8 protein-coding genes, 1 tRNA gene and 3 pseudogenes are annotated in these 16,829 nt (G+C 38.2%); 1 reads left to right on the top strand and 11 read right to left on the bottom strand.

All coding sequences use genetic code 11. The annotated features are described in order from the left end of the window. Window positions 1–54 precede the first annotated feature (54 nt). Window positions 55–2,387, bottom strand: a pseudogene (locus ACLKMH_RS13975) (fatty acid cis/trans isomerase). 332 nt (window positions 2,388–2,719) lie between these two features. Between ACLKMH_RS13975 and ACLKMH_RS13970 the strand changes: the two are divergent. Continuing rightward, the gene (locus ACLKMH_RS13970; protein ID WP_413698709.1) at window positions 2,720–3,694 is read left to right on the top strand and encodes a nucleoside hydrolase; all 975 of its coding nucleotides are present in this window, start codon (window positions 2,720–2,722) and stop codon (window positions 3,692–3,694) included. A gap of 59 nt (window positions 3,695–3,753) precedes the next feature. Here the strand turns inward: ACLKMH_RS13970 and ACLKMH_RS13965 are convergent, their stop codons facing one another. From ACLKMH_RS13965 to ACLKMH_RS13920, 10 genes and pseudogenes are all read right to left on the bottom strand, one after another. Continuing rightward, complete coding sequence (locus tag ACLKMH_RS13965) at window positions 3,754–4,014, bottom strand: DUF1488 family protein (RefSeq protein WP_413698708.1); 261 nt, start codon at window positions 4,012–4,014, stop codon at window positions 3,754–3,756. 125 nt (window positions 4,015–4,139) lie between these two features. Continuing rightward, window positions 4,140–4,472 (bottom strand): Fic family protein, encoded by a 333-nt coding sequence (locus ACLKMH_RS13960; protein ID WP_413698707.1) that lies wholly within the window; start codon window positions 4,470–4,472, stop codon window positions 4,140–4,142. 167 nt (window positions 4,473–4,639) lie between these two features. After that, window positions 4,640–4,715 (bottom strand) — tRNA-Val (locus ACLKMH_RS13955). Window positions 4,716–4,888: 173 nt separating this feature from the next. After that, window positions 4,889–5,137 carry a hypothetical protein gene (locus tag ACLKMH_RS13950; protein WP_413698706.1) on the bottom strand — a complete coding sequence of 83 codons (249 nt, stop codon included), beginning with the start codon at window positions 5,135–5,137 and terminating at the stop codon, window positions 4,889–4,891. Beyond that, window positions 5,121–5,300, bottom strand: a pseudogene (locus ACLKMH_RS13945) (cysteine-rich CWC family protein); the annotation flags it as partial. The pseudogene ACLKMH_RS13945 and the gene ACLKMH_RS13950, both read right to left, overlap by 17 nt. 149 nt (window positions 5,301–5,449) lie before the next feature. Beyond that, the gene (locus ACLKMH_RS13940) at window positions 5,450–5,638 is read right to left on the bottom strand and encodes a hypothetical protein (protein ID WP_413698705.1); all 189 of its coding nucleotides are present in this window, start codon (window positions 5,636–5,638) and stop codon (window positions 5,450–5,452) included. 119 nt (window positions 5,639–5,757) lie between these two features. Next, window positions 5,758–8,001, bottom strand: coding sequence for a peptidase U32 family protein (locus tag ACLKMH_RS13935; RefSeq protein ID WP_413698704.1), 2,244 nt, complete (start codon window positions 7,999–8,001; stop codon window positions 5,758–5,760). Window positions 8,002–8,287: 286 nt separating this feature from the next. Next, the gene (locus tag ACLKMH_RS13930; RefSeq protein WP_413698703.1) at window positions 8,288–8,944 is read right to left on the bottom strand and encodes a VF530 family DNA-binding protein; all 657 of its coding nucleotides are present in this window, start codon (window positions 8,942–8,944) and stop codon (window positions 8,288–8,290) included. Window positions 8,945–9,298: 354 nt separating this feature from the next. After that, window positions 9,299–10,912 (bottom strand): PfaD family polyunsaturated fatty acid/polyketide biosynthesis protein, encoded by a 1,614-nt coding sequence (locus ACLKMH_RS13925; protein ID WP_413698702.1) that lies wholly within the window; start codon window positions 10,910–10,912, stop codon window positions 9,299–9,301. Window positions 10,913–10,968: 56 nt separating this feature from the next. Further along, window positions 10,969–16,813: pseudogene (locus tag ACLKMH_RS13920) on the bottom strand (beta-ketoacyl synthase N-terminal-like domain-containing protein). Between the last annotated feature and the right edge of the window lie 16 nt (window positions 16,814–16,829).

The raw sequence follows: 16,829 nt of genomic DNA, 5'->3' as shown, positions 1-16,829 counted from the left end.
TTAATTCCTGAAAATTAATCGAATTTTACAACCTGATTCAATGAACAATAAAAACTAACGATTTTCTAATCGATTGTAATCAAACATCCCATGTTCGATACCACGATATGCTTTTGCGACATCATGTAAAATATCACTGTATTGCCAAAATTGTGGATGAGTCCTTCTTATCCCAAATTTACGCTTCAAAGTGGCATAATCCGTTTCAATTTTCATCTTTGTTAGTTGCTCAGAAAAAGTATTAGCTTCTTGATCATTATTTAAATACCAAATTGCATCTGGGTAATCACCAATAAAGCCAGGCACAATCGTCACGGTATCTTCATCATAGGCTCTTTGACCCGATTCATTTAATAAACTAGATATATTGAAATGTGCGTTATGATGGATAATCGTGTAACCCTGATGACTATTATCAGTTTGCTTTACCAGCACAAATGAAATTTGAGGTAATAAATTAATCGCCTTTGCTGGCATGTTATTTATCATACTTAGTTGTTGTGGTACTTCCTTGTAATCGTATCTTTCACTTAGCACGGGCGCTAACGCTTTTTTCATAATGTCATAGAGTTCATGTTGTGGATCATCGCTTTTATAAATGATCCCACTTGGCTGGCTAAATTTATCATTGTTATCAAAAAAGGTTGATAAATCAGGTGGTGAATTACGATACCAGTCTTCTTTAATTTCATTTCGTTTACCTTCGGGCAATAATGCTAAAAAGTTTTGTTCACCCTCTAAACGTAAAAAGTCCATATATAAACGTGTCACCAATTGATGACCAACATTGCCATAAACATCAAAACCAGCAACCAGTAAATAGTGGATACGCTCAAACAAGGTATAATCAAGGATCCATGTTGTTTTAGGCTCCTGACCTATAAAACCTTTGACAACCGTTGCACTGTCGAAATGACGGAAAATCGTGAGCGTCGCATTTTGATTATGGCCATCACCTTTCCAAAGTATATCGCTGGTCAAGTGTTCACCGTCTTTAAACATTTCATTAGCGAGTTCAACTTTTGCTTGTAAGTATTTATTCTCTAGCACTGAGTATTTAACCCAATTAGAAATAGGCAATGCATTACTTTCTTCAGCGACAGGAAGCTGTAATGCATCGTCTTGTTGCACAAGCATTTTCTCTACAGTAGGCGTAGCAACTTTGTTTGGGTCTGCAAAAGCGACCCAAAAATGATCATTAATAACATTTAACGCAATTTGCCCACGACAAACAGGCCCTTTTATAAAGCCCATAATAATCAGTTCAGCTTCATCAAGCATAAACTGATATTTAGCATTAATAGGTAGGGCTTCAAAAGTTTTAAACGGGTTAGAAGCTAACTCTGCTTGATAACCTGGTAATTTAGTGACTGAGTATTTGGCGGCTATAAATTGCTCATTCAAGCGCGCTAGTTTTTCATCATCAAGCTTAAGAGGTAAATGCGTTTTTGATAATATCGTAGATCTTTCTTGTAAAAATCGATAATAAACACGAGTCACCTTAGGATCACCATAAGGCCGGCGTGTATTGATAAACTGTATCTCTTCACCTGGTGGCGTACTTGAACGCACTAATTTAAAAAAGCTGTTTGGTTTTTCTGCGGTGAAATAAATATTTGCTAAAAACCAATGCTCATATATGTAACGTGCAACAAGTTGGTGCTTTAAACTATCTTGGTTTAAAAATGCTTCCCAAGTTTCCACCTGTTTCAACTCAAATTGATTAGGTGGATTAATGTGCGCTAATTTCCCACCCTTGATTAACCATTGTTGAAGTTTAATAAATTCTTCGCTTGACACACCAGGTAATCCATAGGGCATACCAGCATGAGGTTGTTGTTCTGCTAGACGATCAAACTCCCCATTGTTGCGCAGGTTTGCGCGCGAGAAAGTGAGAAATCATATTCATCACCAAGTATTGCATTTTGGGTTATTGGAGCCTTCTGTTTGAGAGTTAATGAGTTAAATAACACACTACCGACAAGGTTTGCCTGTACACTTTGGTTGCGTTCATTTAACACCGGCGTAAATCCATTATCACGCCATTCCTGAGTATTTTTTGCATCAAACAATAAACGACTCGGCATAGAAGCTAATAATCTTGCTCCGTCGTAGACCAAGTCTTTGCTTAGTCCCCGATCAATCCCTTCAGGTGAGGATAACTTCAACTGGCACGGTGCATCGTAGCAACCATGGCAGACAACACAACGGTTATCTAAGACAGGTTTTACTGCTTGTAAAAATTCAGCGCCAGCCACAGAATCATTGGCAACGATACGATCTTGGGTTTGCTCCTCACCGAATAACTCGTTGTAATGAGCATTTCCTAAATAAGCACAGCCACTAAGAAATACGCCAACTAATGTGCTTATAATAATCTTCTTCATTGTTCGTCCTTATGGCCTAATTTCAAGCTATTCCTAAATTCACCTGTTGTGATATGAATAAAATGAGCGCTTTTGTATTAAATGTTGAGCAAGCAGACCTTGGTTTATCGGCTTTTAAGCCCATATAAAATCTTATTGAATGCAAACTGACATTTCAAATGGCTTTACACTATAGCAAACAACTTATAATTAACGGCATTTATCACTTAGTTAAACACTAAATGACGATTTACATTACTAGCTTTCAACTTTTTAAGAAGCACTTCTTAAATGTTTATTTAAGGTTTATTATCACTTATTCACGCTTTAAGTTTAAATAAGGTACGAACAAAATGACTCGAAAAATTATTCTAGATTCTGATCCTGGCATAGATGACGCAATGGCAATTTTATTTGCAGAGGCAAACTCAACTATTGATTTAATGGCGATTACAACAGTCTATGGTAATGCCATGATTGAAAACGCAACCAATAACGCACTCTTCTTAAAGAAAAAATTCAACCTAAAGGCAGACATTGTTAAAGGTGCGAGTAAGCCAATAACTAAAACTCCCGTTGGCCCTACTGTCATTGTTCATGGTGAAACGGGTTTTGGAGATATGCTTATTCCTAAGCAGGATGAAGCTTTAATTGATTCACGTCCTGCATATCAATACATCATTGATATGGTGAAAGAAAATCCTGGTGAAATAACACTGGTTGCGATTGGTCCATTAACAAACTTAGCGTTAGCACTTAAAGCCGCACCTGAAATTGTAAACCTAGTCAAAGAAGTCGTCATTATGGGTGGCGCATTTGGTGAAAATGGTCATCGAGGTAATGTCACCCCTTATGCAGAGGCTAATATTCATGATGACCCACATGTCGCGGATGCGGTTTTTTGTGCACCTTGGCCAGTTGTCATTATCGGGCTTGATGTTACTCAGCAAAGCTTTTTTAGTACTGACTACTTGAAATCTCTTTGTGATCAAAGCAATGAGGTTGGAGAGTTCATGTGGCAAGTAAATCAATATTATCTTCAGTTCTATTCTAAAAAGCTCAATTTAGACGGCTGTTTTGTGCATGATCCCTCTGCAATCGCCTATGTCATAAACCCTGATTTATTTACACTTCGCAAAGGTGCTGTGCGAGTTGTCACTGAAGGCCCCGCAGAAGCAATGACGATACAAAAACTAGATGATATCCGTTACCCCCATGATGAATGGTCAGATATGCCTAGCCAACAGGTTGGAATAGCCGTTAAAGATACAGAATTGCTTGATTTATTCCGTCAAGATATCATCGATTACGCAAACAACAAGGTTTAATAAACGCCTAGATCGGCTCATCTAACACATTTGATTATTAGTTGAGCCTGAATTAAAAACTACAGCACATCTGCACTATAAATAACCATTTTATTGGAAACGATGTGGCCACTCTTAATTTTTCTTTCCGCTATCGATTTAATCTTCGCTTCATTAACTTGATACTGTTGCATCGGTTCATCTTCTTGCGTGTCTAGATTAATATCTTCAAGCGCTTCAAAGGTCACAATACAAATAATTTGATTACCATTGACCATAATTGGTAAGTTAATCTCAGTTGTTTCACCAATAAAAATGTCGTTTTTAAATTCAATATTCATATAATTTCTCGTGTAGATTAATGTCTGGGGTAAATGATAATGGGAATTATGCCTGATTTTGTAAATTTCTTAAGGTTTGTTTAAAGATTGTTTTAAGTTTTTATATTTTACACAAACTCAGTCTATCAAATGAAAAAACAATTCTGGTTATATTGACCACACTCCTTAAGTTGCAACTTCCCTAATTCTGTAAGCTCATATTGTTGTAATCGACTATTCGGTTTATCAGGAATGGTCATCTTAATTACTCCCGAGCTTAATGCAGGTTTTAAATAACGCAGACTGAATGATTTTTTATCTTTTAATCCTAATAATGCCTGCAATGTTTCACGCTTAAAGTTGCTGGTTTTATGTGATTCCTTTTCAGATCGCATCACGTTTAATAGTATTAATACCTGTTCATTAACTTGGGGGCTGACTTGGGGTGTGACTTGGGGGCCAAGTCGATTAACGGGCATTTGATCACTAATTTTCTGATCTAGGTCCTATTAGCAAGAACTTTATAATACTCAGTTTGATGTGCAGTGATTAGGCTTTCTATTGGCAGGTAACGTAAAAGTGTTTAATATCTGTGTGCGTTTAAAGTGTTTTTAAGGGAAGTTGTGGATGTTCTAGGAAGTGAAAATGGTGCTCGCTACTGGACTTGAACCAGTGACCTACGCCATGTCATGGCGACACTCTACCAACTGAGTTAAGCGAGCAATATTTTCTATGCTTTGGAAGCACGGACATAATGCGTTATCAGCATAAAAGTGTCAACGACTGTTTAACGATTTAAAATCTGTTTGCTGAATTTTTACTCATAGCGTTGAGTTATTACTCAAAATCAATGACTAAGATCACATTGCGTTAGTAATAATAGATTTATCTATTTCTAAAAATTAACTTTTCCGCCCATTATTTTAAAGGCGGGTACACCACGAATAAGTGTTTCTCTAGCAAAAACACTTAAGCAATTAGGGCAAGTACAAGGCGTAGTGGTGTAATCTGTAGTGATACGCTCTATAAAGCATTTTACTAGCGCCCCTTTGCCACCCTTTCGATATTTAAAAAGAAGTGTCCTACATTTGGCACATTTAATATCGACAGTTTTAGTCGGCCCTTTCTTATTTGGTTTTGCCAAAATGAGTTTCTTTAAAACTAAGTGGATTTTTTTGGAAGGACTCTATGCAAGTCAAACAAATGCATTGTTTGTTTTTATTCTCAGAAGGTAATAATTCAATTAATGCTTTTGGGACGTGTTTAACTTGGCACCAACAGGGATTCGTTTCAGTGATTTGCTTTACGCCACATTGATTGTCTTATAGACAAAAAGGACAAGTTGTTGCACTCATTAATAACTCTTTTTTAAAATTAAAACTTAATTCTCAGAAACAAAAAAGTAGCACTTACGGGCTACTTTATAGAAAGACGTTCTGAGCACATTTTTAGATACTCATACATGAACATCAATACGAGTGCCTTTGCCCTCTTCATTATTCACAGGTGCGACAGAATCTAATAGTTGTGCCGTTTGTTGTTCAGCTTGCTCATTATTACTCTTCAGTAAATGGGTATTCACTTTTTCAAGTGTACTCACCTTGGCTTGTTGAGTCATTACTGAACCTACTACGCTCATATCCATTATCGACCTCCTAATTTAAACTACAATCTACAACCATTAATCTTAGTCCAGAATTGAATATTCTGCGACTAATCATCTTCACTTGAAAGCTTATCGGCAGTAGATCGTATTCCTTTAAATTATAAACCCTGCGTATATTGCGCTTGGGTTTTTAGTGTGACCATTTGATCTAACGCGATTTTTGACTCATCACTCCCACTTACTAATTGAGTGAAATGGTTTAATAATTCAAGCTTATCTAATTCAGCTTTTGAGCCTGCACCGATATTAGTGAGATCAATAAAGAACTCATCGAAGAGAGATGAAAACTCTTCTACAACATCTAGATTTAAAAATTGCTCATCATTGTAAATACTTGGGTAACCGCCAAGTTGCTTATCAACGGCAAAGGAGAAACCTTTTACATTAGTAATGGTGGTTGCCTTTTGACATTTAAGCATACAACCATCTTCAATGGTTGGTTTGTTACAACCAACGGTTTGTTGGAAGAAACACTGGCGACTAGTCATCATCAAAATAGGGTGATAAATACTGTACAACATTTTGAAATTCTTCGGACGTTTTATATTACGCATTTGATGACGATTTATTTCATTAGAAATAAAAGCACCTGAACAATTTAATTCTTCCTGAAGCGTTAATAATGCATAGGAGTTGGTAGAATTCAAAAATGGTCCAGCAATCCAGTCAATACCCATTTCAAAGGCTTTAAGCGCAACACCAGTATTATTTGAGACAATACGTTTAGGTTTGACGACTTCTAATAAACGTAAAGATTCATCGTAGTCTTTACCGATTAACACCGCTGGAAACCAAGGAATTAAACGCGGATTTTCTAAGAAAATATCAATATATTTGTTAGAACGTTTTTTCCAACTTTCAGGTAATTTAAAATAGATATCTGCCTGCGTGTGCTCTTTAAGGTGCAGATCTTTAACATCACTGATTAATAACGATAATGTAGGTGTTTCAGATACTTTATCAAAGCGCTCTAATTCTGGTAATTCAACAGGAGGGATCACCTCTTTGTGACCATTTAAAATGAAAGCTACTTCATTCTTCATCACAGTAATTTCTTTAAAGGGTACACTTAAGCCACTGTGTAGTGCATCAAAGTCAATTTCTTTTAATTGATAATCACCATTTTTAAAGGCTTTAAAACGCTTTTTAATGGCTTCAGGTTGAATGGCGACTTCACCTGCACTTCTTAATAAACTGCTTGAACTAACTATGTGGGTTTGATCTTCAAAGGTTAAGGTCACTTGCAATGGTTTATCTAACTCACCAGAAAAAGCCATATTCAGGATCGGTTTTTCGATACTGATATGTTTAATTTTTTCAGCAACATCAGCACTTATTGCATTCTTTTCAGAGGCAAGTTCAGTTTGAACTTCTTGGATTTGCACCACTGAAATAGCATTTTTTTCATCGTTCGCATGTTGGAAACTATTATCACGCGGATTATCGATAAACATGTCTTTACTCAAGTGCCCTTTTAGGAATGAGTTGGTAAAATCACGATTAAACACTTTATATAAATTGCTATTGTCATCAAGCAAGTCGCCTGTTTCCACAAATTTATTAATCTGTTGTCGCCAGCTATCAACCACTGTGTGTACGTATTGTGCGCCTTTTATACGCCCTTCTACTTTTAATGAATCCACGCCAGCCTCAACCAATTCAGGCAAGTCAAAATAAGCAGAGTTATCTTTTAGATTTAGTGGATATTTATTACCGGCATTAGTTTCTTCGTACTCATCTCGACAAGCTTGGCTACAACGCCCGCGGTTTCCAGAGTTACCTACACTCACAGAACTTGAGTAACACTGTCCAGAGAAAGCAATACATAATGCGCCATGAACAAATACTTCGGTTAAAACATCGTGATCATGTGCCACGGTTGATAACATTTTAATTTCTGGAAGATTCATTTCACGGGATAAATTAACGCGTGTCGCCCCCGCTTTTGCTAGGAATCTAATTTGCCCTTCATTATGCGTAGTTAACTGTGTTGATGCATGAATCAATAAAGATGGGAAATGCTTTTTAACTAGGTTAAAAATACCAAGATCCTGAACGATAATGCCATCAATTGTGGTATTCACTAATTGGTTTAATAATTTTACAATACCTTTAATTTCATGCTCTAAAATCACCACATTGATAGTCAAAAACACTTCACACTCAAATTTATGGGCCAAGCGTAGAATGCCTTTGAGTTCTTCAAAAGAGATATTAGTGGCGCGATTACGGGCGTTAAACATATCCAAACCACAATAGATGGCATTCGCTCCCGCCACAATTGTCGCTTTTATCGCATCTACATCACCACCAGGGGCTAATAACTCTATTTTTCTACTCATTTTAAATCCATTCACATCTTTTAAAAATTTGACCGCGATTCTACCTGTATCAGGTAACCATTACTAGCGCGGTTAAACCCTGTATAAACTAAGGGTAAGGGAAAGGGAAAGCTGTCAGCTATTAGCGATCAGCTTTCAGTAAATTCAAAGTCAAAGCATAAACGAAAAGTTAAAGAGTAAAGGCTGATAGCTATAAGGCTTGAAGGATAAAGATAAGAGGGAAAGGCACAATCTAGTTTCCACGGTCCTCCGTGGGAATTCATACTTTTTTATTTATTATCGTACGTTACGTATTGCTTCTATTCATTTCCACGCGGAGCGTAGGAACGAGGGAAAAGACTAACAAGATCGAAGCTATAAAACTCGGGGCTCGAAGCCCAAAGCCAATTTTTTTAGACATTCCAAGGGTTGCTTGGATCGTAGGGTGGCTCTTCGCTTTTTTCTGTGCTTTTTTCGCACGTCTGTCTTTAGGACGTTCCTGAGGGCCCGCTTGGTTATCACGGTATGGATGCTTACTTGCACCACGTGAATGACGGCTAAATTCTCTATCATCACGTTTTTGTTGACTTCTTTCTTTATGTGCAGAAGCGGCTTTTGCCTGTGATAACTCAATAGATTCAATGGTTAATTCCATTGGTTCACGTGGCACGATATGCAACGAGAAACCACGTTCACGAGGTGCTAAATCAAATTCAAAATCACGCGGTTTTGGCATACGTTTAAATCGAGAAAGATAGAAGTTTTCAAGCTTAATACGAGCCCACTCTGTTTTCTTCAAAAATTTTAAACTGCCTTCAATAGAAGGATTAACTTTAAAACAGTGGAAACGCATAGAAGCATAGAGAATTTTCCAACCGTAATGTTCGACTAATTCGGTTAGTAGTTTTTCCATACTTAATCCATGCAAAGGATTATTTCGTTGTTCTTCGACACTTGTACTCATTTTTATACCCAATCATTAAAAAAGCCTCATTTATTTGAGGCTCTATTATTTTAGCTTAATTAAATTAAATAGCTATAGATTAGCTTTCAGCCGTTAGCTATCAGCTGTCAGTAAAAAAACAAAAAGCATAACCCAACAAAGGTCAAAAGCCATTAACCACGAAGGCACGAAGGAAAAGAAGGTTAAAATTAGAAACTAATTTTTTAGGATTTCTTCGTGTCCTCTATGCAACGTAGTGTCTTCGTGGTGAGTTTGGTGTTTTATTTGTACAAGAGCAAAGCCGAAAGCATCCCCCAAATAAAGTGAACTCGGGTTTCAAAGGTTTTGACCTTACTAACAACTAATCGCTAAAAGCTAACAGCTTTCTTTTCCTGGTGTATAATTTAAAAAACTCTGCTGTAAACTAACTCCTTGCAATTTCAACTGATTAATTCGTTGTAAATAAGCGGCACCTTTTAATAAATGTAATGCTACATCAACGGCTTTGCGTTCAGTATAAGTTTCTAAATAAGTGCCTTTGACCCAACTATTAAATGCCCCGAGACTTGGACCTGCCCAAATTTGATAATCCATTTCACGGCCCTTTTCACCGGTATTAGACCAACGTGAAGACAGCCCTAAATACCAACGGAAAATAAGTGCCATTTTACGTTTAGGATTACTTTGCGCACGAGCCAGCATTTCCGGATCACGTGATTGAAAAAATTCTATCGTGCCAGCCCAAATTTCATCTAGGTTCTGACGAAACATTTGTTTCTCTATTTTTTCACGCTCAACAGCAGGAATATCTTCAATAGAATTATAGTTAACATATAACTCATATAATTTATTAGCACGCATCGCAAACATAGTGCCTCGTTTCACGACTTGTAATTTCACACCCATTTCAAACATGTCAGCGGCTGGCGCCATAGTCACATCGGCCATTTCAACACCCGCTAATAATTTGCGAGTATGTTCAGAGGCACCCGCTTCAACACAGGCTTGATTAACCGAGCCTAATACTATGTAGGCGACGCCCATGTTAAAGGCGGCTAAGGTCGCTTCAGGGGTACCAATACCACCACCAGCACCAACACGTAAAGCTGGTGAAAAGTTATACTGTGCTTGGATTTCATCACGAAGTGCAATAATAGTCGGTAACAGAGTTAAAAACGGACGATTGTCTGTATGCCCGCCAGAGTCAGCTTCTGCGGTAATATCATCGGCCATTGGCACACGTTTTGACAGTTGTGCTTGTTTTGTGGTGATTTTGCCCTGTGCTAATAGTTTATCTAAAAGCTTTTGTGGCGCAGGCTCCATAAAACGACGGCCAACTTCAGTACGTGAAACCTTAGCAATCACTTTGTTTTTGATGTTCACAGAACCATCAGGATTTTCACTTAAGCCAGCAACACGATACCAAACAATGTGCTCGGTTAAGGCAAGATAAGCAGAGGCTTCAACGGTTTCAACACCTAGTTTTAAAAATCGCTCTACCGCGCCACGCTCCAAAGCTTCTTCAGCAGGTGCATGAATTAAATTAACCGCATAGGGGCCATTTGGCAAAGCGGCTTGAATTCGTTTGATCGATTCTTCAATCACATCAGGTACTAACCCTGCGGCACCAAAGGAACAAAGAAATCCAGCTTTTCCGAGGGCGATAACCAATTCTACCGAGGCAATACCATTAGCCATTGCGCCGCCGTGATAGGCGTATTTGACGTTATGTTGTGCTTTAAAATCAGCATCACCTAGGTCTTCTGGATTAAGCGCTTGAGCAAAGGCAAGTACAGCTTCAGCTCCTGTTACACTAGTCTTGTTACAAACACCTAATTGTTGAGCGGCTTTGGCAACATAAACCGGGTTTTGTAAATCCAGCAAAGCCTCTTTAACGGCCTCTGCTGTCGTTTTAATATTTTCTGGATCAACATGCCAAGCCCAATCGATTGCTTGCTGTTTATTAACTTTTAATACATTGCTATTCATTGTGACTTCCTAGTCAGTGGAGCTAAGCCCCACTTTTGATTAATCTTTGTTACTACTTATGCTTCAACAATAGACAGTACGATTTCCTTCACTTCATAAATACGTAGGCCATCTTTAGAAAGGTTTGCATCGCCTATTAAACGTACTTCATTGTCTGTTTTGATGATCTCTGTGATATGCACATCCAAGCTCATTTGTTTATTAAGCGGTGTAATTTGACCACGATACTTCCAAACAACTTGCGTTAAAGGCGCATCAAAACGAGGATTATTAAATTGTTTACCTAAATCATTTTTTAATGCGTAGGTTTGTAACAGTTCAATAATCGCTTCTACGCCTAGAGACCCTGGCATTACCGGATCTTGATGGAAGTGATAACGGAAGAACCAATCACTAGTGTCAATGGTTCGTTCACCATAAATATATGCTAATGACGCTTTACCACCCCCTTCTACAATCGACACTGTATCAACAAAATTAAGTTGTCCACCTGCTAAACGATAATGTGGCTTATTTGCCTGTTGCTGAAATAAGGATAAGTTCTTATCAGTCAGATCAAGCTTTTCAATGTTTGTCAGCGGTGTTTGATTATCAACAAACCAAGCATTGGTAATTTTACCATTATCGATACCGAGTTGATTAGCCAATGCATCACCACCAAAGTAACCAAAAACGGCTTTACCGGTATAGAAAGGCTCATCATCCACCAATAAATCAAAGGTAAAACTCTGAACAATCATGCCCCCTGCCATTGTTGTACTTAATAAAACTGATTTATTAACAATGGTTTTACCACGTAAATCGACTTTTCTCAGCAGTTCCCCGCTACCATCAAGATTACGGAAAAACAGATCTTTTTCAGGGTAAACCAATGTGGTGCCCATATAACCAGAAATAAAGCCATTAGGTTGTAATGCAATTTCCATAATTAATGAATATGGCATCCAGTTTTCAACACTGTTTTTAGTAAAATACCAAGCATCTTCAGGTACATAATACTCGGCTGTACAACTTGCAGGTTGTTTTAGATCTAAACGTTTGCCTTTTACATCAATAACACGTGTCACTACTTGCAAATCACCACAGGGTGTACGAGGTGGAATTCGCCCTTTATAAACATCAAATTCAGGACCAAAACAATGAGAGATATTACCCGTCGCAAATTCAAACAAATGATAAGGCGTAAATGGCGTCGTATCTGGCACTCTGTTTTGTCCAGCTACCCAAGGTGCTGGGAAATGTTTTATTGGCGTAACCCCTTTTTCCTTTGGCGCAGATAAATCAGATTGCACACGCATCAAAGGACGCTCAATGTTTTTAAAGGGCTTCAAACCTCTTTCATCAACCAGCTCTTCGTCAGCAACTAGTTCACTTTCAAGTTGCTGAATATCATCAATGCTGATTTGCGCAACATGATTTTCTAGTTCGGCAAAAGCAGACTCTACTGAGACGCTTTGAGTTTTAGGTAATAACTTAACATTATCGGGCAAGGTCACGAGATAGGCAGAGTTTTCATCCTGCTCTTTAATTTCCATAGAGAGGTTTTTAAAATCAACTACGATTTTGCCATCAAGAATAATATCAATATTAGCTTTGATAAATGGACGCGGTGACATGCCCATCTCAACGACTTCTAAACGGTAAGTTAAGGTATTAGTTTGTGGCGTCACTTGTCCACGACAGCGCACTGTTTGTGCTTCGCCACGCATAGGTTGGAAACGGGCATTATTAACTGTGCCATTCATACCTAACCAGAGCATAAAAAACATCGCGACTTGACCACAACCTTCAGACATCAACGATCCCGCCATTACTTGATCACCTTTAAAGTGACAAGGGAAATACCAGTGATTAGGATCTAAGTCTTTTTGTCCTTCGATCAACCCCAGTCCCCAATGTCCACCCTGCGGGTCAATTTTAGTAATGCGTTCAATCATCAAGAATTTTTCAGATGAAAATTTTAGTGACGGATTACGGCCCTGTTGGTCATATTCAGGCCCAAAACAAGCGGCAATATCACCTTCCACCAGCTTCATCATATCAGCGTAGTTATATTGGGTTTTAGTGTTATGAATTAAGGGTTTAAAATAAGATTTTTTAGCATTCGCAAAAGCTAGCTTTATCTTTGTCGTTGTGGATCACGCCTTTACCATCCGCAAGTTCTTCATCGGTAAAGAAACCTGCACAACCATTACGCATAATTAATACTTTTTTATCCCCAACGTAACAATCGTAATGGAAGAAAAACAGTAATTGCTCGCCATTTTTGGCATAGGAATCGATATGAATTTCATAACGTAAGGTTTCACCACCAAAGGCCATATCTTCCAAGAAGGTTAATTCACAGTCTAATAAACGATAAATGCGTTCACTTTTGTTCTGAAAATCAATACCAATATAAGAAATTAACATTAAATCGCATTGACCCGATTCCACCGAAACAGACCAAGGAATATGCCCATCAATTAAAAATGGTGCATCTACCGGAATATCGTATTCTGTCACCATGGAAGATTTTTTATATTCGTTCACCGTGGCATCAAGTTCAGTGACTCGAGACACTAATAAATAATCCGTGGTAGGCAATCTCACTCGACGAGCATAACTATCAATGATTTTATATTGCTCACCAAATACCTTGCTAATATCACCCTCGGCAAATTCCACTAAATCTGCCGTATCATAAATGACTTTTTCTGGTTTATTAAAACGCTCTTGCAATTGTAAAGGAGGATAGTCATATCCCGCTGGACCTTTGATAGCAAAACCTTTTTCAGCTGGTTGCTTTATTTCTGGTTTCTTAGTTTGTTTCTTTGTTTGTAGCGACTCAACAGGCGTTGAAGTATTTACCTCAAGATTTTTACCCGCCAAAGCCTGTGCTTGCAATTTAATCAAAGCAGAAATTTGTTTTTCAGCTGCTTGTCGTGCATTGATAAAAGTAAGATGCGTCTGTGCCTGCTGGAAAATTTCACTGCTGGTTTTACTGCTCACTTTGGGCTTATTTACCGTGAATTTCTGTGAAGTACTTGAGTCTGATTGACTATTTTGATTCATGTTTATTTTCTCAGAGGAGGTATCTTGATGTGTCACCTTTAACAATGACAAATCTATCGCATTAGAAATATTGTTAATTGGTGTCGCTGTATATTGCGCTTTAATTTCACTGAATAAGCTATTTTGTTGATGCTTTAATATTGATTGCTCAATATCGTCACCACCTAAAACAATCGGTTTGATTAATGAAAATGCTTTCTTATTAGGATCTTTATTAATACTTGCTACAAAGGGATTGCTAGTTTCAGACAAAATAAGATGCGCACAGCTCATATCTTTGCCTAAGCCATTAATTGCTATTGTTTGTTTCTCTTGTGAGGTTTTATCATTCAGCATCAAGGCACTTTTAATTAAACTCATCATGCCCGATGCATTAAATAAGTGCCCCACTTGACCTTTAACACTGTCAATTTTAGCCTTTGGATAACAAACAGGAAGTGCTATTTTTTCAGCCTCATTATCAGCTCTGAAACCACTGGCAAAAGCTTCAACAGCCGTTACTTGAGAAGTATTAATAGCCGCCTGTTTACATGCAATGTCACTTACCCTTTGAATACTTTGTGAATCTGATCCCGAGACAAAACTCACGGCATCTATTTGTGCGTAACTATTACTCACTTGTTGTGATGGTTTAAGCACAATCGCACCAGCACCTTCACCCACTATCCATTGCTTATTTTGTAATGGATCATTGTCATTTTGTGCGTTTTCAGAAACCGGCCCGAAACGTTGACGTAAACTGATATTTTCAAAGGATCCCGCTAAATCAACTGCGAGCAATGACAACGGCATCTACATCAGAGGTTGCAAATAGATTTTGTGCTAGCTCTACGCGACGATAAACAGAGTTTTCTTCACTGGAAACGGTAAAAGCAGGCCCCGAGAAATCCCATAGAGCAGAGATACGCGACGCCATAATATTACCAATAAAGCTCGTATATTGATTTAACTGTGCGGCAGAGGCGATGCTCTCTTTACAAATATTGGTAAGTTCATCCTGTTGTGCAGGGGTTAAATTAATCCCCTGTGCTTTTAAACTTTCTTCGATTTGAGTGGTTAAATTAACCCGCCCACGGTATTGATGTAAATCTAACTCAAGGCCCATTGCAACTAGTACGGCAACATTACTACCTTCTACTAAACCTGCCTGTTGAACGGCATTATCGGCCACTTTCATCATCATTAATTGTTGTGGGATCAAACAATCTTTTGGATTAGGTGGCACTTTAAAGCGTAAAAAGTCGATATCAAACTGTTCAACATAACCGCCCTTTGGTGCTTTATTTAACGCTAAGGTTTGCATTATTTGTGAGTTATTTTGTAATCCTTTCCAGCGTTGCTTAGGTAATTCCCGAAAAGTATTTTTATTACTGTTCACTAACGTTGTGAAATCAGCTAAGTCAGTGCAATGTCCAACAATACAATCCATACCTATAATCGACATTGGTGCTAATGTTTTAGGACTTTTTGAAATGGCTTTCAACGGGGCTATTGCCTGCTTGTAAAACTAAATGTGCATTACTGCCACCAAAACCAAAAACGCTCACACCAGCTGTTGCTTGCTTACCTTCATTGATTGGCCAATCCAAGGTATCTATGGGCATCTGTGCGCTAGTTAAATAACCTTTTTTAGTGTTAATTGCATTTTCTAAACTGATAGTAGCGGGAATTTTTGCTTCATTTAAGGCATATATGGCTTTGGTCACTCCAGGCATGCCAGCGACCGTTAATAAGTGCCCTAAATTTGACTTAGCTGAACCCAGTATTGGTTTATGATTATACTGACTGAAAAAGGTCTCCATCGAAGACAGCTCTACTTTGTCTCCCTTAGGTGTGCCTGTGGCATGACACTCAATATAATCAACACTGCTCGGGCAAACATCTGCATCTTCATAGGCGCGTTGATAAGCAAGTACTTGTCCCTTGGTATTAGGGCTTAAAACAAATTCGCCCTTGCCATCATTAGACAAAGCACCACCTTTGATAACCGCGTGTATTTTATCACCATCTCGTACCGCATCGCTGTGACGTTTGAGCACCATCATACCGGCGCCTTCTGTCGCGAATAAGCCCTGAGAATTTTTATCAAAGGGAGCATGTTTGTTATTAGCAGGAAAGGCTTGGAAAATTGAGAATCCCATATTAACAAACATTGGATCTGCGCCAGAGATTGCCCCGGCGAGCATCATATCCACTTTACCCGTGTGTAAATAATCACAGGCAAGTTTTAAACTATAACAAGAGGATGCACAGGTCGCATCAAGAGAGAAATGTGAACCACCTAAGCCTGCTTGCTTTTGATAATAACGCAGAGGGAAAACCAGCCACTAAAGCATTGTCTGCAATACCCTTTTCAGCCTGACTAAAATTAGTAAGCTGAAAGGAGTTATCAGTTAATTGCTGTAAAGCATGTTCAACCACATGGTGATAGAAAGGTAAAAACAAGTGATTCGATGTTTTAGTTGGAAAAGATAAATTACCTAAAATCAAACCACATTGTTGAAGTTGTTCGCTCTGCCAATAACCCGCATTTTTTAATGCTTGTTCGGTGACATACAACCCCCATTTGTTTATATCGTCAAGTTGATTAAGGTATTGTGCATTTAAACCAGCCTGTGCAAAAGCACTCGCATCAAATTCAAATCCTCGTATATAACCACCGTACATACAATAAAACTTATCTGATTGGCCTTTTTGGCCTAAGTATTTTTTAGGGTCAACACCCATTTCTGCGGCTGTGATTTCTGTTCTGTTATCTTGTTTATTTAATAACTGCGCCCAGAACTCATCCGGCTGACTTGAACCAGGAAAAAGGTTAGCGATACCAACAATGGCGATATTTTCCATAAATCTCTCTATCGTA

The sequence above is a fragment of the Psychromonas sp. KJ10-10 genome (assembly GCF_047323245.1).
In the GTDB taxonomy this organism is placed as follows: Bacteria; Pseudomonadota; Gammaproteobacteria; order Enterobacterales; family Psychromonadaceae; genus Psychromonas.
This window is presented reverse-complemented; position numbering and strand designations above follow the sequence as displayed.